This window comes from Streptomyces lanatus (assembly GCF_014655715.1).
GTDB classification, from domain to species: Bacteria; Actinomycetota; Actinomycetes; order Streptomycetales; family Streptomycetaceae; genus Streptomyces; species Streptomyces lanatus.
On record NZ_BNBM01000001.1, the window covers coordinates 420438 to 438632 of the forward strand.

An 18195-nucleotide genomic window follows, 5' to 3' on the forward strand; every position below is an offset into this window, starting at 1 on the left:
GAAAAAGAGAGGGAGACGGCGGGCGGGGGTCCGGCGTCCCCCGCCCGCCGCCGTTCGGTTACCCGGTGACGGGCAGTTCCTTCAACTGGATGTTGCGGAAGGAGACCTGGTCGTCGGCGCCATGGTTCTGCAGGCCGATGTAGCCGTCGGTCAGGCTCCGCTCGGGGTCCTTGTTGGTGAAGTCGTTGATCTTGACTCCGTTGAGGAACACCTGGAGGCGTTCGCCCTGGACCTTGATCTCGTAGGAATTCCACTGGCCGGGCGGCCGCAGAACCCGGTCACGGGCCCTGATGTCCGCCGACTTGAAGGAGTAGACCGAGCCCGTGGTGCGGTCGGGTGCGTCCGTGGCGTCGATCTGGATCTCGTAGCCCTTGTTCACCGCGGACCAGGGGTCGTCGGAGGCCGGGAAGCCCACGAAGATCCCGGAGTTGTCGTCGCCCTGCATCTTCCAGTCGAGCTTGAGCGAGTACGACTTCAGCTCCTTGGCCTGGTACCAGAGCAGGCCCATGCCGCCCTCGGTCTCCAGCGTGCCGTCCTTGACGTTGAACTTGCCGGGCCCGGCCTGCTTCCAGCCGTCCAGGGTCTGGCCGTTGAAGATCTTCCGGTAGCCCGTGCTCGGCTTGCAGTCCGCCTTGACCTGGCCGGTGGCGTATTGCATACCGCCGAGCAGGTGGGCGCGGAAGGCTTCCTCGGCGTAGGACTCCTTGGTGTGGCCGCCGCCGGTGTAGAAGGACCGGCCGCCGCCGTAGCTCTGGCACCAGGCGATCGGGTGGTCGCCCTTCATGTTCCCGCCCTGGTAGGTGGTCTCGTCCAGGGTGGCGAGGACCTTGGCCTGCGCTCGCGGGTTGGTGCGGTAGTTGTACCACTCGTCGGTGCGCTCCCAGGCGTCGCCGAGGTGCGCGGTGGACGGGTGGTCGTGGTCCTCGACGCGGACGGTGGCCTTCTGGATGGCCGGGTGCGAGTCGAAGTAGGCGCCGACGAGGCCGCCGTAGAACGCCCAGTCGTACTCGGTGTCGGCCGCGGCGTGGATGCCCATGTAGCCACCGCCGCCCGCCACGTAGTTCTCGAACGCCTTCTGCTGCTCGGCGTTGAGGACATCACCCGTCGTGGACAGGAACGCCACCGCGTCGTACTTGGCGAGGTTGGTCGTGGTGAACTGCTTGGCCTCCTCGGTCGCGTCGACCGTGATGCCGGCCGGGCCGCCGAGCTCCTTCAGGGCCGCGATGCCGGCCGGGATGGAGTCGTGCCGGAAGCCGGCGGTCTTGGAGAAGACCAGGACCTTCTTGCCGCCCCTGAACGGCTCCTTGGAGAACTCGAAGTCGTCCACGTCGTACAGCGCGCCGTCGCCGCCCTTGAAGACCAGGTAGATCTCCGTGGTGCCCTTGGGCAGCGCCCGCAGGGGCACGTCGACGTTCTGGAAGGTCTCCCAGCCGCCGGTCGGCGGGATGTACGCCGAGCCGTGCAGCGGTCCGTCGGGTGAGCCGGTGCGCAGTTCGATGAAGCCGCCCGCGCCGCCGGAGGAGGCCCGTACGGTCATCTTCTTCTGGCCGTCGAACCGGTAGGGGGTGAAGGCGATCCAGTCGCCGTCGTTGATGTCGCCGACGGTCTTGCCGCCGTTGGCGCCGGTCTTGTCGATGACGGAGATGCCCGACTGGGTGGTGAAGTGCTCGCCCTGGCGGTGCAGCGGCTGGAGCACGGTGCGGGCGGTGCCGGTCAGCGCCTCCTGGCCGTTGGCCCCGCCGTCGGTGTAACTGGCGCCGACGACGCCGTAGATGTTGGCGTTGGGGTCGTGGCCGCCGTCACCGGCGGGCGGTGTCAGGGTGCCCTCGCAGCCCATCTCGCTGGTCAGCTCGTGGGCGTGGGAGTCGTGGCCGAGGCTGTAGGCGACCTTGACCTTGGAGCAGTCGATGGTCTCCTCGGGGTCGGTGACGGTCACCTTGAAGGGGACGGGCTTGCCGAATTCGGCGAGCGCCCCGTTGCCCGGGATGTCGATCTTCACCTTGGGTTCGGTGTTGCCGACGACGATCCGGACGCTGGCGTTGCCGGTGTGGCCCTCGGCGTCCTTGGCGGTGAAGGTGGCGCTGTAGGTGCCGATCTTCCGGTACTTGTGGGTGGGGTTGAGGCCCTCGCCCTTGGTGCCGTCGCCGAAGTCCCAGCTGTAGGTGAGGTCCGGGGAGTCGGCGTCCTTGGCGGAGGCGGTGAACTTGACGCTCAGTCCTGCCGCGCCGGATGTCTTGTCGGCGGTCACCTCGGCGATCGGGGAGAAGCCGTCCTCGGCGTTCTCGATCCGGTAGAGCGCGGAGTGCTCGTCGCCCTGGAACCAGGAGATGCCGTAGTCGAGGACGTAGAGCGCGCCGTCGGGGCCGAACTCCATGTCCATGATCTGGGTGCCGGTCCACGGGAAGTCGTTGATCTTCGCGACGGTGCCGTCGGCGTTCTGCTCGATCCGCTTGATCCAGCGGCGGCCGAACTCACCGGCGAAGAAGTCGCCGTCGTAGGACTCGGGGAACTTCACCTTGGAGTCGAGGTCGGGGTCGTAGCGGTAGACCGGGCCGCCCATCGGGGACTCGGATCCGCTGCCGAACTCGGGCACGGAGCCGCCGTCGTACGGGATCCAGGCGGCCTGCGCGGGCGGCAGGTCGGTGAGGCCCGTGTTGTACTTCGAGGTGTTCTTCGGGGCGGCGCAGTCGAACTTCGCGCCGGAGGTGCCGGTGGCGAAGTCGTAGTCGACGTAGGCGTCGTTGTTGCCGGTGCAGAACGGCCAGCCGAAGTTGGCGGCCTTGGTGACCTTGGCGAACTCGACCTGCCCGCCCGGGCCGCGGGTGGGGCTGGCGGCGCCGGCGTCGGGGCCGTAGTCGCCGACGTAGACGATGCCGGTCTTGTCGTCGACGCTCATCCGGAACGGGTTGCGGAAGCCCATTGCGTAGATCTCGGGGCGGGTCTTCTCGGTGCCCGGGGCGAAGAGGTTGCCCTCCGGGACGGTGTACGAGCCGTCCTCGGCGACCTTGATACGGAGGATCTTGCCGCGCAGGTCATTGGTGTTGCCGGCGCTGCGGCGGGCGTCGAAGGCGGGGTTGCGGCCCTCGCGGACGTCGATCGGCGTGTAGCCGTCGGAGGCGAAGGGGTTGGTGTCGTCGCCGGTCGACAGATACAGGTTGCCGGCCGCGTCGAAGTCGATGTCGCCGCCGACGTGGCAGCAGGTGCCGCGGGAGGCCGCGACGTCGATGACCTTCTTCTCGCTGGCGATGTTCAGCGTGCCGTTGGCGTTGAGGGTGAAGCGGGAGAGGCGGTTGACGCCGTCGAACTTCTTGAAGTCGTCGGCGGTGCCGGTCTCCGGGGCGTCGCCCTCGGGGGTGTCCAGCGGCGGGGCGTAGTAGAGGTAGATCGCCCGGTTGTTCTTGAAGTCCGGGTCGATGCCTACGCCTTGGAGGCCCTCTTCGTCGTGGTTGTAGACGTCGAGCCGTCCGGCGATCTTGGTGACGCCGCCCTGGTCGGTGAGGCGCAGTGTGCCGTCGCGCGAGGTGTGCAGGACGCTGCGGTCGGGGAGTACGGCGAGCGACATGGGCTCGCCCATCTCGGGTTCGCCCTTGGCGAGCGGTACCTGCTGGAACTGGCCTTCGGCGGCTGCCGGTTCGGCCTGCTCCGGGTTGGCGCCGGCGACGGTCGCCGGGGCGCCCACGGCCAGCAGCAGGCCGGTGAACAGGGCGAGGGAGGTGCGAAGCCTGGGACGTCTTGGGGTGCCGGTGCTTCGAGGTCTTGTTCTGTGCACGAGGTCCCTCCGGGAACGGGGTGGGCCGTACGGGGTGGGTGCGTAGACGTGCGGTGCGGGCGCCGGGGTGCGCCGTCACCCCGGAGGTGGCTGTGCATGAACACTTCCGTGTGCCATGGGCACTTCTGCGTGTGTCCTGAACACTTCAGGGACGGTAACCGCGTCCGTCCGGGGCGAACACCCCTTGCGTCAGGATCTGTTGAACTTTTTCCCATCACAGGACAAAGCGGGATCCGCGCAGGTCGGAGGGGGGACCGGCGGTACTGCCGGTCCCCGTCCCCGACCTGCGCCGGGGGCCTGGTTCAGCTGTTGAACGCGGCGTCGAAGGATGCGCTGGGCGGCTCGAAGTCGTATGCCTTCAGACTCCTGAGCGCCTCTGGTGCGCCCTGGAGCCGGTCCATGCCCGCGTCCTCCCACTCCACGGAGATGGGCCCCTTGTAGTCGATGGAGCGCAGCATCCGGAACACGTCCTCCCAGGGGACGTCCCCGTGCCCGGCCGACACGAAGTCCCAGCCCCGGCGCGGGTCGCCCCAGGGAAGGTGCGAGCCGAGGCGGCCATTGCGGCCGTCGAGGCGTTTGCGGGCCTCCTTGCAGTCGACGTGGTAGATGCGGTCACGGAAGTCCCACAGGAACCCGACCGGGTCGAGGTCCTGCCACACGAAGTGCGAGGGGTCGAAGTTGAGCCCGAAGGCGGGGCGGCCCCCGACGGCCTCGAGGGCACGCCAGGTCGTCCAGTAGTCGTACGCGATCTCGCTCGGGTGGACCTCGTGGGCGAACCGCACGCCCTCCTCGTCGAAGACGTCGAGGATCGGGTTCCAGCGCTCGGCGAAGTCCTCGTAGCCGCGCTCGATCATCGACTCGGGCGCGGGCGGGAACATGGCGACGAGGTGCCAGATGGCCGACCCGGTGAAGCCGATCACGGTGTCTACGCCGAGGGCGGCGGCGGCACGCGCGGTGTCCTTCATACGGGACGCGGCGCGCTGCCGGACCCCCTCCGGATCGCCGTCCCCCCACACCTCGCCCGGCAGGATGGCCTGGTGCCGCTCGTCGATGATGGCGTCACAGACGGCCTGGCCGACCAGGTGGTTGGAGATGGCCCAGCACTTGAGGCCGTACTTGTCGAGGAGCTGATGCCTCGACTCCACATAGGACGGGTCGCTCAGCGCCTTGTCGACCTCGAAGTGGTCGCCCCAGCAGGCGAGTTCGAGGCCGTCGTAGCCGAAGTCGCGGGCGAGGCGGCAGACCTCCTCCAGCGGCAGGTCGGCCCACTGGCCGGTGAAGAGCGTGAATTGACGCGGCATTCTCCTGAACCCTCCTCAGACGGCGATGGGCGTGTAGACGGAGTTCTTCTCGGCGCTCTCCTCCACCGCCGCGAGCACGCGCTGCACCTGCAGCCCGTCGGCGAAGGACGGTTCGGGCTGCCGGCCCTCGGCGATGGCGTGGACGAGGTCGCGGGCCTGGTGGACGAAGGTGTGCTCGTAGCCGAGGCCGTGGCCCGGCGGCCACCAGGCGTCCAGGTAGGGGTGGTCGGGTTCGGTGACGAGGATGCGGCGGAAGCCGGCGTGCGCGCCGGGTTCCCTGCCGTCGTGGTAGGAGAGCTCGTTGAGCCGTTCCAGGTCGAACGCGATGGAGCCGAGCTCGCCGTTGAGCTCGATGCGCAGGGCGTTCTTGCGGCCGGTGGCATAGCGGGTGGCCTCGAAGGAGGCGAGGGCGCCGGACGGGAAGCGGCCGGTGAACACGGCGGCGTCGTCGACGGTGACCTGGCCGGTGCCGTTTGCGGAGACGGCGGACAGTCCGCTGGTGGGTCCGCCGGGCAGCGGCCGTTCCTTGACGAACGTCTCCATCAGCGCGGACACCCCGACGAGCTGCTCCCCCGCGAGGTACTGCGCCAGGTCGATGATGTGCGCGCCCAGATCACCGAGCGAGCCCGAACCGGCCAGCTCCTTGCGCAACCGCCAGGTCAGCGGGAACTCCGGGTCCACGAGCCAGTCCTGAAGGTATGTCACCCGTACGTGGCGCAGGGTGCCGAGCCGCCCCTCGGCGACCATGTTGCGCGCCAGCGCGGTGGCGGGCACCCGACGGTAGTTGAAGCCGACCATCGCCAACTGGCCGCGTCCGTAAGCCTCTTCGGCCGCCGTCGTCATGGCCTCGGCCTCCTCGACGGTGTTCGCGAGGGGCTTCTCGCACAGGACGTGCTTGCCCGCGGCCAGTGCGGCGAGGGCGATCTCGGCGTGGCTGTCGCCCGGGGTGCAGATGTCGACGAGATCGATGTCGTCCCGTGCGATGAGCGCACGCCAGTCGGTCTCGGCCGACTCCCAGCCGTGCCGCTCCGCTGCCGCCTGTACAGCTGTGGCGTCCCGTCCGCAGATCGCGGCCAGGACCGGGGTGCGAGTGAGGTCGAAGACACGGCCCGCGGTGCGCCAGCCCTGCGAGTGGGCGGCACCCATGAAGGCGTAGCCGACCATGCCGACGCGCAGCGACGGCTTTCCCGGGGTGCCAGGTCCCGGCATCCCGGTGCCGCTGCCGGCCTCGGGCTGTTGCGGCTGTCCCATGAAGAGGTCCTCCTCGTCGTCGTGGCGCTGTGGGGGGTTTGCCGGCGGGTTCCTCCGGAGGGGCGCGGGATGGCGGCGCCGCGAAGTGCCGGGTTCTGGCCGTATCGCGGCTGCGGCGCCGTCGGGGCTGATCGCTCCCCCACTCTCGAATTCGCTCGAGCGGGGGGACCCCATCGCGGCGGAGCCGCAAATCGATACAGCCCCGCGCCCCTTAAGGGGGTTGATCCGACCGGCATTCGGAAATGCGGCCCCTACTTGAAGCCGGTGGACATGTACCGGTCGACGTTCGTCTTGTCGACCACCGCCGAGTACAGCGTGATCGACGCAGGGATCTCGAACTCCGCCATGCCGCCGACCCCCTTGCCCTGGCCCAGCGCACGGGCCAGGTCGATGGCGGACGCGGCCATGGTCGGCGGGTACAGGACGGTCGCCTTGAGGACTCCGCTGTCCTGCTTGATGGCCTGGAACGCGGACAGGGCGCCCGCGCCGCCGACCATCAGGAAGTCGTCGCGCCCCGCCTGCTCGATGGCGCGCAGCGCGCCCACGCCCTGGTCGTCGTCATGGTTCCACAGGGCGTCGAACTTCGACTGGGCCTGGAGCAGTTGCGCCATCTTGGCCTGGCCGGACTCGACCGTGAACTCGGCGGCCTGGCGGGCCACCTTCTTGATGTTGGGGTAGTTCTTCAGCGCGTCGTCGAAGCCCTGGGTGCGCTGCTTGGTCAGCTCCAGGTTGTCCAGCCCGGCGAGCTCGATGACCTTGGCGTCCGCCTTGTCCTTGAGCTTCTCGCCGATGTAGTGACCGGCGTTGAGGCCCATGCCGTAGTTGTCGCCGCCGATCCAGCAGCGGTACGCCTGCGGGGTGTTGAAGATCCGGTCGAGGTTGATGACCGGGATGCCGGCGCGCATCGCCTTCAGACCGACCTGGGTGAGGGCCTTGCCGTCGGCGGGCAGCACCACCAGGACGTCGACCTTCTTGTTGATCAGCGTCTCGATCTGGCCGATCTGCGCGGCGGTGTCGTTCGACCCCTCGGTGATCTCCAGGGTGACGTCGGAGTACTTCTTCGCCTGGCTCTTGGCGTTGTCGTTGATCGCGTTGAGCCAGCCGTGGTCGGCCTGCGGACCGGCGAAGCCGATCGTGACCTCCTTGCCGGGCTTGTCGTCGGCGGCCGGCTGGTCGTTCGCGGCCGGCTCGTCACTGGACTCGTTGCTCGTGCAACCCACGAGGAGGGCACCGGCACCTATGGCGGCGGTTCCGAACAGCAGCCCTCTGCGACTGGTGAGCTCTGGCATGACGGTGAACCCTTTCCTCAGGTCGTGCTTGCGGTACGGCGCTGGACCAGCACGGCGGCGACGATGATCGCGCCCTTGGCGATCTGCTGGACGTCGCTCTGCAGGTTGTTCAGGGCGAAGATGTTGGTGATCGTGGTGAAGATCAGGACACCGAGCACGGAGCCGACGATGGTGCCGCGCCCGCCGGTGAGCAGGGTGCCGCCGATGATCGCGGCGGCGATGGCGTCGAGTTCGTAGAGGTTGCCGTTGGTGTTCTGGCCGGAGCCGGACAGGATGATCAGCAGGAAGGCCGCGATGCCGCAGCACAGTCCGGACAGCAGGTAGAGATAGAGCCGCTGGCGGCGGACGTCGATGCCGGCGAGACGGGCCGCCTCCGCGTTGCCGCCGACGGCGACCGAGCGCCGTCCGAAGGTGGTGCGGTTCAGGACGAGCCAGCCGATGATCGTCACGACCGCGAACACCATGACCAGCGGGGGTATACCGAGGACGTACGCGTCACGCTCACCGAGGTCCAGCACGGAGGGGATGGTGACGATCTGCGTCTTGCCGTCCGTGATCTGGAGGGCGAGTCCGCGCGCCGAGGCCAGCATGGCGAGCGTGGCGATGAACGGGACCATGCCGCCGTACGCGATCAGCACCCCGTTGACCAGGCCGCACCCCACACCGACGATCACCGCCGTGAAGAGGATGCCGGCGAACCCGTACTCCTGGGTCGCCACCGTCGTCGCCCACACCGAGGCCAGCGCGACGATCGCGCCGACGGAGAGGTCGATGCCGCCGGAGATGATGACGAAGGTCATGCCGACGGTGACGACGCCGATGACGGAGGCCTGGGTGAGGACGAGTTGGAGGTTGCGGGTGTCCAGGAATTCGTCCGGCTTGGTGATGCCGCCGATGACGATCAGCGCGGCGAGGACGCCGAGCAGGGAGAGCGTGCGCACGTCGGCGCGGGCCATCAGGCCCCGCCAGGCGGGCGCTCCGTCGGCCGACTGCACCTTGCCGGTGCTGTCCCGCGGCGGTGAGGCGTGCTGCGTCATGACGCCGGGCTTCCTTCCATGACGAGGTCGAGTACGCGGTGTTCGTCGAGTTCACGCGCGGGCGCCGTGTGTACGACACGGCCCTCGCGCAGCACCAGGACGCGGTCGGCGAGGCCCAGTACCTCGGGCACTTCGCTGGAGACCAGCAGCACGGCGAGGCCTTCGTCGGCCAGCCGGCGTACGACCGCGTAGAGCTCCGCGCGGGCGCCGACGTCGACGCCGCGGGTGGGTTCGTCGAGCAGCAGGACCCGGCAGCCGCGCAGCAGCCAGCGGGCGAGGACGGCTTTCTGTTGGTTGCCGCCGGAGAGGGTGCGCACGGGCACCGAGGGGTTGTCGGGCCTTAGCGACAGCTCGCGGGTCGCGGCTCGCGCCGCCCCGAGTTCGGCCGCGCGGTCGATCCAACCGCCGTGCGAGAAGCGGGACATGGAGGACACCGAGACATTGCGGGTGACGGACTCCAGCATCAGCAGGGCCTGTGCCTTGCGTTCCTCGGGGGCGAGCCCGAGTCCGGCGCGCACGGCGGCGCGCACGCTGCCCGGCTTCAGCGCCCGCCCGGCCACGAGGACCTGACCGGCGCTGGGCTTGCGGGCCCCGTAGATCGTCTCCAGGATCTCGGACCGCCCCGAGCCGACCAGCCCCGCGAGCCCGACGATCTCCCCGGGCCGCACGGTCAGGTCCAGGGACTCGAACTCACCGTCCCGGGCGAGCCCTCGGACCTCCAGCAGCGGCTCACCGCCGGTCGCGTCCTGAGTGGGCCGCTCAGGGAAGACGTACTCCACATTCCGTCCTGTCATCATCGCCACGACGTCACGCGTCGGTGTCGACTTCGCCGGGAGCCCGCCGGCCACGGCCCGCCCGTCCTTCAGCACGGTCACCCGGTCGCCGATCCTGCGGATCTCCTCCAGGCGGTGCGAGATGTAGACGACGGCGACTCCGGCGGCGGTGAGGTCGCCGACGATACGGAAGAGGTTGTCGACCTCGTCCGGGTCGAGGGCGGCGGACGGCTCGTCCATCACGATCAGCCGTACGTCATGGGAGAGCGCCCGCGCCATCGACACGATCTGCTGCTGGGCGGCCGACAGCTCCCCGACCAGTCGGCCCGGTTCGATCTCCGGATGCCCAAGTCGCTTGAGGAGCTGGGCTGTTGAGACCCGGGCCGCCTTTCCGCGTACGACGAAGCCGGCCGTCGTCGGCTCATGGCCGAGGTGGACGTTCTCGGCGACCGACAGATGCTCCACCAGGTCGAGTTCCTGGTAGATGGTGGCGATACCGAGGCGCATCGCGGCGATAGGCGAGCGGAGGGTGACCTCCTCGCCGCGCCAGCGGATGGTGCCGGTGTCGGGCTGGTGGGCGCCGGCCAGGACCTTGATGAGGGTGGACTTGCCCGCGCCGTTCTGGCCGAGCAGACAGTGCACTTCACCGGCCTGGACGTCGAGGTCGACGCCGTCGAGTGCGCGCACTCCGGGGAATGACTTGGTGATGCCGTTCATACCGAGCAGCGGTGGTTCTGGTGCCATGAGGTCCCCTTGGCGGGCGTGCGGGCCGGTTTCAGGGCAGGGCGAAGCAGGGGGCGGTGCGGATGCGCCGTACTGAACTTTGTGCTTACGCGGGTGAGAACAGGTGGTCGCTGATGAGCCGGGCCGCGCCGATGACGCCGGCGGTGGGGCCCAACTCGCCCAGGACGATGGGGAGGTTGCCGGTCGCGAGGGGCAGTGACTGGCGGTAGACCTGGGTGCGGATCGCGGCGAGCAGGTTGTGGCCGAGGCCGGTCACCCCGCCGCCGATCACCACCAGGCCGGGGTTGAAGAAGCTGACGAGTCCGGCGATGACCTGGCCGACGCGGTTGCCGCCCTCGCGGATCAGATCGAGCGCGGTGGCGTCACCGGCGGCGGCCGCGGCGGCGACATCGACGCCGGTCAGGGTGCCGTTCGCCGCAAGGCGCGAGGCGAGTTCCTCGGACAGTCCCTGCTGGGCCGCCTCCACGGCGTCCCGGGCGAGGGCGGCGCCGCTGAAGTGGGCCTCCAGACAGCCCCGGTTGCCACAGGCACAGGGGCGGCCGTCGGGCACGGCCTGGATGTGCCCGATGTCGCCCGCGCTGCCGGTGACACCGCGGTGGACATCACCGCCCGCGACGATGCCGCAGCCGATGCCGGTGCCGATCTTGACGCAGAGGAAGTCGCCCACGGAGCGTGCGACGCCCGCGTGCTGCTCCCCCATCGCCATGAGGTTCACGTCGTTGTCGACCATGACCGGGCAGCCGAGTTCCTGGCTGAGGGCCTCCCGCACGGGGAAGCCGTCCCAGCCCGGCATGATCGGCGGAGCCACCGGGACGCCCTCGGGGAAGCGGACCGGTCCCGGGACGCCGATGCCGGCGCCGTCGAAACCCTCCGCGAGCCCGGTGGCCCTCAACTTGGCGGCCATGGACAGGACTTGCTCGAAGACCGCGACGGGGCCCTCGCGTACGTCCATGGGCTGGTTGAGGTGTCCGAGGATCTCCAGTTCGGCGTTGGTGACCGCGACGTCGACCGAGGTCGCGCCGATGTCGACGCCGAGGAAGCGCAGATCGGGGTTGAGCCGGATGTTGTGCGACCGGCGGCCACCGCGCGAGGCGGCGAGTCCGTCGGCCACGGCGAGTCCCGTCTCCAGCAGACGGTCCACCTCCACGGCCAGCTTGGACCGCGAGAGGTCGATCTGATCGCCGAGCTGGGCCCGGGAGTTGGGGCCTCCGTCGCGCAGGAGCCTGAGCAGCTTGGCCTGATGACCGTTAGCGGGTCGCGCCGTCATACGTCTCACGAGCCCCTCCCCGCCTCAATCGGCCTGAGCGCGCCGGGTTTCGGCCACGTGCGTGGCCTTCTTTCGAGGGGAAAGTAGCAGCGGCTGCAGCAGCTGGGAAGAACTTGAGCAGAGATTGCCGTCAACTTTCTCCACTCACAGGACAAAGAAGGGCCGACGGCTGCCCAGGGAGGGGTGAGACAGGGTCACTCGCGGCAAACAGTCGCGCTCAGGACTCCGACCGCGCGTGATACGAGCGTCGCGTGTGCTCGGTGTGCTCCCGCATCAGCTGGGTGGCCTGCTGTTCGTCACGGGCGGTGATCGCGGCGATCATGCCGCGGTGCTCGATCCAGGACTGGTGGCCACGCTGGCGGGCGACCGGCGTGTAGTACCAGCGGACCCGGCGGTCGACCTGGGCCGCGAGCTCGGCGAGGACCGCGTTGCCGGCGAGTTCCATGATCTTGGCGTGGAAGCGGGCGTTCAGGGCGACGGCCGAATCCACGTCATCGGCGGCGACGGCCTTCTCGCCCTCCGCGCACAGCTCCTCCAGGGCCTTGATGCCGGCGCTGTCGGCATGGGCGGCGGCGAGCCGGGCGGCCTCGGCCTCCAGGAGGGTGCGCACGGTGAGGAGCTGGTCGGCCTCCTCCTCCGTCGGCTCATGCACGAACGCGCCCTGCGCGGGCCGTAGATCGACCCAGCCCTCGGTGTTCAGCCGCTGCAGCGCCTCCCGCACCGGCTGACGCGACACGCCGAGGTGACCTGCCAGTTCGCTCTCGACCAGATGCTGGCCGGGCTGGAGGGCGCGGGTCGTGATGAGTTCGAGCAGCGCCTCATAGACACGGTCGCGCAGCGGGCCGGGCCGTTCGAGCTTGGGCACCGCACCCTGCGGCAGTCCTGTCGACAACATCGGTTCCCCTCCTGGGCGAACGCCGGGCGACTGCGTCCCGTAGCCGACCGTCACGGAAAGCCAGTATTGATTGTCTTTCGTCTACAGTCTACGGCGCACAAGGGCCAGGGAAACGGAGAGTTGGCCACATCACACGGCTACATCACTCAGACATCAGGGACAGCGCACGACCTGCCCGGCATACGACAGGTTCCCGCCGAACCCGAACAGCAGCACCGGGTCCCCGGTCGAGATCCGCCCCTGCTCCACGAGCTTGGACAGGGCCAGCGGAATGCTCGCCGCCGAGGTGTTCCCGGACTCGGAGACATCCCGCGCGACCACGGCGTTGACCGCGCCGAGCTTGAGGGCGAGGGGTTCGATGATGCGCAGGTTGGCCTGGTGCAGGACGACCCCGGCGAGGTCCTCGGGCGCGAGTCCCGCCCGCTCGCAGGCGCGCCGGGCGATGGCCGGCAGCTGTGTCGTGGCCCAGCGGTAGACGCTCTGCCCCTCCTGCGCGAACCGCGCCGGCTGCCCCTCGATACGTACGGCGTGCCCCATCTCGGGCACCGAACCCCACAGCACCGGCCCGATGCGGGCCTCCTCGGACGCCTCGACGACGGCGGCGCCGGCCCCGTCGCCGACCAGCACACAGGTCGTACGGTCGCTCCAGTCCGTGACGTCGGACATCTTGTCGGCGCCGATCACCAGGGCCCGGGTCGCGGCACCGGCCCGTACCGCGTGGTCGGCAGTGGCCAGGGCGTGGGTGAATCCGGCGCAGACGACGTTGACGTCCATCGCGGCGGGCGAGGGGATGCCGAGGCGGGCGGCGACCCGGGCGGCCATGTTCGGGGAGCGGTCGATGGCCGTGGAGGTGGCGACCAGGACGAGGTCGATGTCACCGGGGGCGAGACCGGCCGCCGCGAGCGCCTTGGCGGCGGCGTGGGCGGCGAGCTCGTCGACCGGCTCGTCGGGCCCGGCGATGTGGCGCGTACGGATGCCCACGCGGGACGTGATCCACTCGTCACTGGTGTCGACCATGCCCGCGAGTTCCTCGTTGGTGAGTACCTTGGCGGGCTGATAGTGGCCGACTGCGGCGATGCGCGAGCCGTTCATCGTTGGTGATCCCCTCGGGCCTCGGGTAGCGGGATTCACCAGTCTGATCAGTGACTCACGGGTACGACGGCACGTGTTGCCACAGGAAACGGGCGCCCGTGTTGTCAGCTTCCATCAGCCCCTCGGACGCCCGGACACCTCCCGAACACCTACCCGGTGAACAGCTGCGTCGCCTTCCGTACGAGTTCGTAGAGCCCGTACGCGAGCGGCACTCCCACCCACAGCCAGGCGAAGGCGATCAGCGCGCGCCGGTCGGCTGGACCGCTGTTACTCGACATCGGCGACCTCCTTCTCCTTCTGCGCCGGCACCGGAAGGTGATGGCGCGGATGGACGGGCCGTACCAACTCGTTGGCGACGAAGCCGACGGCGAGCAGCCCGATCATGATGAACAGGGACAGTGTGTACAGGGAGGAGCCGTCCTTGCCGGCCTCCTCCTGCCGGTCGGCGATCCAGTTGACGATCAGCGGCCCAAGGACGCCGGCCGTGGACCAGGCGGTGAGCAGCCGTCCGTGGATGGCGCCGACCTGGTAGGTCCCGAAGAGGTCCTTCAGATAGGCGGGAATCGTCGCGAAGCCGCCGCCGTAGAAGGACAGGATCACCAGTGCGCACAGGATGAACAGCGGCTTCGAGGAGTCGCCGGCCAGCGCGATCAGGCCGTACATCAGCGCGCCCACGCCCAGGTACACCCGGTAGATGTTCTTGCGTCCGATCAGGTCGGAGGTCGAGGACCAGCCGATCCGGCCCGCCATGTTGGCGGCGGAGAGCAGGGCGACGAAGCCTGCAGCGGCGGACGCCGACACCGTCGTCGAGGTGTTCGCGAAGAAGTCCGTGATCATCGGCGCGGCCTTCTCCAGGATGCCGATGCCGGCGGTCACGTTCATGCAGAGCACGACCCACAGGCACCAGAACTGCGGCGTGCGGATCGCCTGATTCGCGGACACCTGCGGGTCGGTGGGGGCTGATCGCGCCCCCGCGGCGGTAGCCGCAGATTCAACACCGCCCCGCGCCCCTTGGTCGGCTCGCGGCACCCGGATCAGGAGGACACCCAGCGTCATGAACACCGCGTACGACAGCCCGTGCACCAGGAATGCCACCGCGATCCCGGAGCTGTCGCTGCCGAAGGACTCCAGCATCTGCGCCGACCAGGGCGAGGCGATGAGCGCGCCGCCGCCGAAGCCCATGATCGCGATGCCGGTGGCCATGCCAGGCCGGTCGGGGAACCACTTGATCAGGGTGGAGACCGGCGAGATGTAGCCGATGCCGAGGCCGATGCCGCCGACGAAGCCGTAGCCGAGGACGATCAGCCAGTACTGCTCGGTGGCCGCGCCGAGGGCGGAGAGCAGGAAGCCGGAGGAGAAGCAGATCAGGGCGACCGTCATCGCCCAGCGCGGGCCGTTGCGCTCCACCAGCGTGCCGCCGAACGCGGCGGACAGGCCGAGCATGACGATGCCGAGCTGGAACGGCAGGGCGCTCTGGGTGCCGCTGAGGCCGAGGGCGGATTCGAGCGGTGGCTTGAACACGCTCCAGGCGTAGGCCTGGCCGATGGACAGATGAACCGAGAGAGCGGCGGGTGGAACCAGCCAGCGGCTCCATCCCGGGGGTGCGACCGGTGGACTCATGATCCCGCACGGTAAAGAGCACCCGGGATGTTGAGAAGGCAACGGTCGATCGTATGCGGTGAGCGGTATGCACGACGCGACGAACGGTCGAACGCCGTCCGCAAAGCCTTCCCGAACGCCGTGCGCGAACCGTGCGCGAACCCTTGCTGACCCCCTATCCATACTGTAGACAATATTCAGTCGACGAGATGAGACTCGATCAGACGCTACTTCTCAGAACCAGCCACCTCCGCGGTACTCCCTCGACCGAACGGAGCGTTCCGAAGTGAAAGTTGCAGTCCTCGGCGCCGGTGCCATCGGCGCCTATGTCGGAGCCGCGCTGCACCGCGCCGGCGCCGACGTGCATCTGATCGCCCGTGGACCGCATCTCGCGGCCATGAGGCAGCACGGAGTGCGGGTGCTCAGCCCCCGTGGCGACTTCACCGCCCGCGCCCACGCCACCGACGACCCGGCCGACATCGGCCCGGTCGACTATGTCTTTCTGGGTCTGAAGGCCAACTCGTACGCGGCGTGCGGGCCGCTGATCGAGCCCCTTCTGCATGACGGCACGGCGGTCGTGGCCGCCCAGAACGGCATCCCCTGGTGGTACTTCCACCGGCACGGCGGCCCGCACGACGGCCACCGCGTCGAGAGCGTGGACCCGGACGGCGCGGTCAGTGCGGTGATCGCGCCCGAACGGGCCATCGGCTGTGTGGTCTACGCCGCCACCGAGCTCGAAGGACCGGGTGTCGTACGGCACTTGGAAGGCACCCGGTTCTCCATCGGCGAGCCCGACCGCAGTGTGTCCAAGCGCTGTCTGGACCTCAGCGAGGCCATGGTCGCCGGTGGCCTGAAATGCCCGGTCGAACCCGACCTGCGCAACGACATCTGGCTCAAGCTGCTCGGCAACATCTCCTTCAACCCGATCAGCGCGCTGGCCCGCGCCACCATGCGGCAGATGTGTCTGCACGGCGGCACCCGGAAGGTCATCGAGATCATGATGACCGAGACGCTCACCGTCGCCGAGGCCCTGGGCTGCGAGGTCGGCGTCTCCATCGAGCGCCGGCTCGCGGGCGCCGAGAAGGTCGGCGACCACCGCACCTCCACGCTCCAGGACCTGGAGCGCGGCAAGCCGCTCGAACTCGACGTGCTCCTCGCGGCGGTCGTCGAGTTGGCGGAGATCACCGGCGTCCAGGTGCCCACCCTGCGCACCGTGCACGCCATCTCGGACCTGCTCGCGCTGAGGAGCGCCGCATGAGGAAACGGCAACCGAAGAACTACACCCGGCTCACCACGCCGCTCGTCCGCGACTCCCGCGACGAGCCGTTCCGGCCGGCGACCTGGGAGGAGGCACTGACCCGCGCGGCCGAGGGCCTGGCCCGCAACCGCGGCGCCTTCGGCATGTTCTCCTGCGCCCGCGCCACCAACGAGATGAACTACGTGGCGCAGAAGTTCGCCCGCGTCGTCATGGGCACCAACAACGTCGACTCCTGCAACCGGACGTGTCACGCCCCCAGCGTGGCGGGCCTGTCGGCGGCCTTCGGCTCGGGCGGCGGCACTTCCTCCTACGAGGAGATCGAGCACACCGACGTCATCGTGATGTGGGGCTCCAACGCCCGCTTCGCGCACCCGATCTTCTTCCAGCACGTCCTCAAGGGCATCAGGAACGGCGCCCGCATGTACGCCGTCGACCCGCGCCGCACCTCCACCGCCGAGTGGGCGGAGAGCTGGATGGGGCTCAACGTCGGCACCGACATCCCGATGGCGCACGCGATCGGCCGCGAGATCATCCACGCGGGCCTGGCGAACGAGGCGTTCATCGAGCGGGCGACCAGCGGCTACGAGGAGTACAAGGCACTGGTCGAGCCCTGGACGCTGTCCCTCGCCGAGAAGGTGACGGGCGTACCGGCCGCCGCCATCAAGGAACTCGCCCACGCCTACGCCCGCGCCGAGCGCGCCCAGCTGTGCTGGACCCTCGGCATCACCGAGCACCACAACGGCACCGACAACGTCCGCGCGCTGATCAACCTGTCGCTCCTGACCGGGCATGTCGGCCGCTACGGCAGCGGGCTTCAACCCCTGCGCGGCCAGAACAACGTCCAGGGCGGCGGCGACATGGGCGCGATCCCCAACCGGCTGCCCGGCTTCCAGGACATCCTCGACCCCGACACCCGGCTGAAGTTCGAGTCGGCCTGGGACACCGTCATCCAGCCCCACTACGGCCTCAACCTCACCGAGATGTTCGAGGCGATGGAGGAGGGCGAGCTCAAGGCGGTCTACTGCATCGGCGAGAACCCGGCGCAGTCGGAGGCGGACAGCGAGCAGGCCGTACGGCGGATGCGGCAGCTGGACTTCCTCGTCGTCCAGGACATCTTCCTGACGAAGACGGCCGAGCTGGCGGACGTCGTCCTCCCCGCCACCGCCGGGTGGGCCGAGACCGAGGGCACCACCACCAACAGCGAGCGGCGGGTTCAGCGCGTTCGCCGTGCCGTCACACCGCCCGGCGAGGCGCGCGAGGACATCGACATCATCTGCGAGATGGCGGCACGGCTCGGCCACGAGTGGAAGTACGCGGACTCCGAGGCCGTCTGGAACGAGCTCAGGTCCGTCTCCCCCGACCACTACGGGATGACGTACGAACGACTGGAGCACCACCAGGGCATCCAGTGGCCGTGCCCGAGCACCGACCAGCTCGAACCGACCTATCTGCACGGCCGGTTGTGGGAGAAGGACCCGTCGATGCGCGGGATGGCGGCGCCGTTCGGGCTCGTGCAGCACGATCCGCCGGTCGATCTCACCGACGAGCAGTTCCCGATCCGGCTCACCACCGGACGCCGGCTCGACTCCTACAACACCGGGGTGCAGAGCGGGAGTTTCGCCTCCCCGCTGCGGCGCGGCGAGTACGTCGAGATCAGCCCGGAGGACGCCGAGCGGTACGGGGTCGTCGTCGGCGAGGAGGTCCAGGTGAGCTCGCGGCGCGGTGTGGTCGTCGCGCCGGTGTGGGTCGACACGGCGCTTCGGCCGGGGCTCGCCTTCATGACCATGCACTTTCCGGACGAGGTGGACACCAACCAGCTGACCATCGAGGCGAACTGCCCGATCGCCGGGACGGCGGAGTTCAAGGCGTCGGCGATCCGGATCGAGAAGCTCCCCGTCGCGACCATCGTGAGGTGACATA

The 18195-nt window shown here is 69.2% G+C and carries 13 protein-coding genes; 2 read left to right on the forward strand and 11 right to left on the reverse strand.

What is annotated here, in order from left to right; all coding sequences use genetic code 11:
- Positions 1–58: 58 nt before the first annotated feature.
- The 11 genes from IE325_RS01840 to IE325_RS01885 all read right to left on the reverse strand — a co-directional run bounded on the left by IE325_RS01840 (position 59) and on the right by IE325_RS01885 (position 15038).
- On the reverse strand, positions 59–3769 hold the full coding sequence (locus IE325_RS01840; RefSeq protein WP_190067836.1) for a ThuA domain-containing protein: 3711 nt from the start codon (positions 3767–3769) through the stop codon (positions 59–61).
- Between the two features lie 302 nt (positions 3770–4071).
- A complete protein-coding gene (locus IE325_RS01845) occupies positions 4072–5070 on the reverse strand; it encodes a sugar phosphate isomerase/epimerase family protein (RefSeq protein ID WP_190067837.1) in 999 nt (332 codons plus the stop codon).
- A gap of 15 nt (positions 5071–5085) precedes the next feature.
- Positions 5086–6321 (reverse strand): Gfo/Idh/MocA family protein, encoded by a 1236-nt coding sequence (locus tag IE325_RS01850; protein ID WP_190067838.1) that lies wholly within the window; start codon positions 6319–6321, stop codon positions 5086–5088.
- A 251-nt stretch (positions 6322–6572) separates the two neighbouring features.
- On the reverse strand, positions 6573–7610 hold the full coding sequence (locus IE325_RS01855; protein ID WP_190067839.1) for a substrate-binding domain-containing protein: 1038 nt from the start codon (positions 7608–7610) through the stop codon (positions 6573–6575).
- A 17-nt stretch (positions 7611–7627) separates the two neighbouring features.
- Positions 7628–8647: an ABC transporter permease gene (locus IE325_RS01860; RefSeq protein WP_190067840.1), complete on the reverse strand. Its 1020-nt coding sequence runs from the start codon at positions 8645–8647 to the stop codon at positions 7628–7630.
- Positions 8644–10164: a sugar ABC transporter ATP-binding protein gene (locus IE325_RS01865; protein WP_190067841.1), complete on the reverse strand. Its 1521-nt coding sequence runs from the start codon at positions 10162–10164 to the stop codon at positions 8644–8646. Before IE325_RS01865 ends, IE325_RS01860 begins: the two co-directional genes overlap by 4 nt.
- Before the next feature lie 85 nt (positions 10165–10249).
- On the reverse strand, positions 10250–11431 hold the full coding sequence (locus IE325_RS01870; RefSeq protein WP_190068484.1) for an ROK family protein: 1182 nt from the start codon (positions 11429–11431) through the stop codon (positions 10250–10252).
- 217 nt (positions 11432–11648) lie between these two features.
- A complete protein-coding gene (locus IE325_RS01875) occupies positions 11649–12326 on the reverse strand; it encodes a GntR family transcriptional regulator (RefSeq protein WP_190067842.1) in 678 nt (225 codons plus the stop codon).
- A gap of 153 nt (positions 12327–12479) precedes the next feature.
- Entirely contained in the window at positions 12480–13418 is a 939-nt protein-coding gene (locus IE325_RS01880; RefSeq protein WP_190067843.1) for a beta-ketoacyl-ACP synthase III, read from the reverse strand.
- Between the two features lie 149 nt (positions 13419–13567).
- Positions 13568–13696: an MFS transporter small subunit gene (locus IE325_RS46610; RefSeq protein WP_268256322.1), complete on the reverse strand. Its 129-nt coding sequence runs from the start codon at positions 13694–13696 to the stop codon at positions 13568–13570.
- A complete protein-coding gene (locus IE325_RS01885) occupies positions 13686–15038 on the reverse strand; it encodes an OFA family MFS transporter (RefSeq protein ID WP_190067844.1) in 1353 nt (450 codons plus the stop codon). The genes IE325_RS46610 and IE325_RS01885 overlap by 11 nt, the downstream gene beginning before the upstream one ends.
- A gap of 265 nt (positions 15039–15303) precedes the next feature.
- On the opposite strand from IE325_RS01885, the gene IE325_RS01890 reads away from it, so the two are divergent.
- Together IE325_RS01890 and IE325_RS01895 are read left to right on the forward strand one after the other, a co-directional pair.
- On the forward strand, positions 15304–16275 hold the full coding sequence (locus tag IE325_RS01890) for a 2-dehydropantoate 2-reductase (protein WP_190067845.1): 972 nt from the start codon (positions 15304–15306) through the stop codon (positions 16273–16275).
- The gene (locus IE325_RS01895; RefSeq protein ID WP_190067846.1) at positions 16272–18191 is read left to right on the forward strand and encodes a molybdopterin oxidoreductase family protein; all 1920 of its coding nucleotides are present in this window, start codon (positions 16272–16274) and stop codon (positions 18189–18191) included. The genes IE325_RS01890 and IE325_RS01895 overlap by 4 nt, the downstream gene beginning before the upstream one ends.
- Positions 18192–18195 lie beyond the last annotated feature (4 nt).

Excerpts from the sequence above, each read along its gene's own strand:
- IE325_RS01845 (WP_190067837.1), bottom strand. The coding sequence starts at position 5,070 with ATGCCGCGTCAATTCACGCTCTTCACCGGCCAGTGGGCCGACCTGCCG.
- IE325_RS01850 (WP_190067838.1), bottom strand. The coding sequence starts at position 6,321 with ATGGGACAGCCGCAACAGCCCGAGGCCGGCAGCGGCACCGGGATGCCG.
- IE325_RS01855 (WP_190067839.1), bottom strand. The coding sequence starts at position 7,610 with ATGCCAGAGCTCACCAGTCGCAGAGGGCTGCTGTTCGGAACCGCCGCC.
- IE325_RS01860 (WP_190067840.1), bottom strand. The coding sequence starts at position 8,647 with ATGACGCAGCACGCCTCACCGCCGCGGGACAGCACCGGCAAGGTGCAG.
- IE325_RS01865 (WP_190067841.1), bottom strand. The coding sequence starts at position 10,164 with ATGGCACCAGAACCACCGCTGCTCGGTATGAACGGCATCACCAAGTCA.
- IE325_RS01870 (WP_190068484.1), bottom strand. The coding sequence starts at position 11,431 with ATGACGGCGCGACCCGCTAACGGTCATCAGGCCAAGCTGCTCAGGCTC.
- IE325_RS01875 (WP_190067842.1), bottom strand. The coding sequence starts at position 12,326 with ATGTTGTCGACAGGACTGCCGCAGGGTGCGGTGCCCAAGCTCGAACGG.
- IE325_RS01880 (WP_190067843.1), bottom strand. The coding sequence starts at position 13,418 with ATGAACGGCTCGCGCATCGCCGCAGTCGGCCACTATCAGCCCGCCAAG.
- IE325_RS46610 (WP_268256322.1), bottom strand. The coding sequence starts at position 13,696 with ATGTCGAGTAACAGCGGTCCAGCCGACCGGCGCGCGCTGATCGCCTTC.
- IE325_RS01885 (WP_190067844.1), bottom strand. The coding sequence starts at position 15,038 with ATGAGTCCACCGGTCGCACCCCCGGGATGGAGCCGCTGGCTGGTTCCA.
- IE325_RS01895 (WP_190067846.1), top strand. The coding sequence starts at position 16,272 with ATGAGGAAACGGCAACCGAAGAACTACACCCGGCTCACCACGCCGCTC.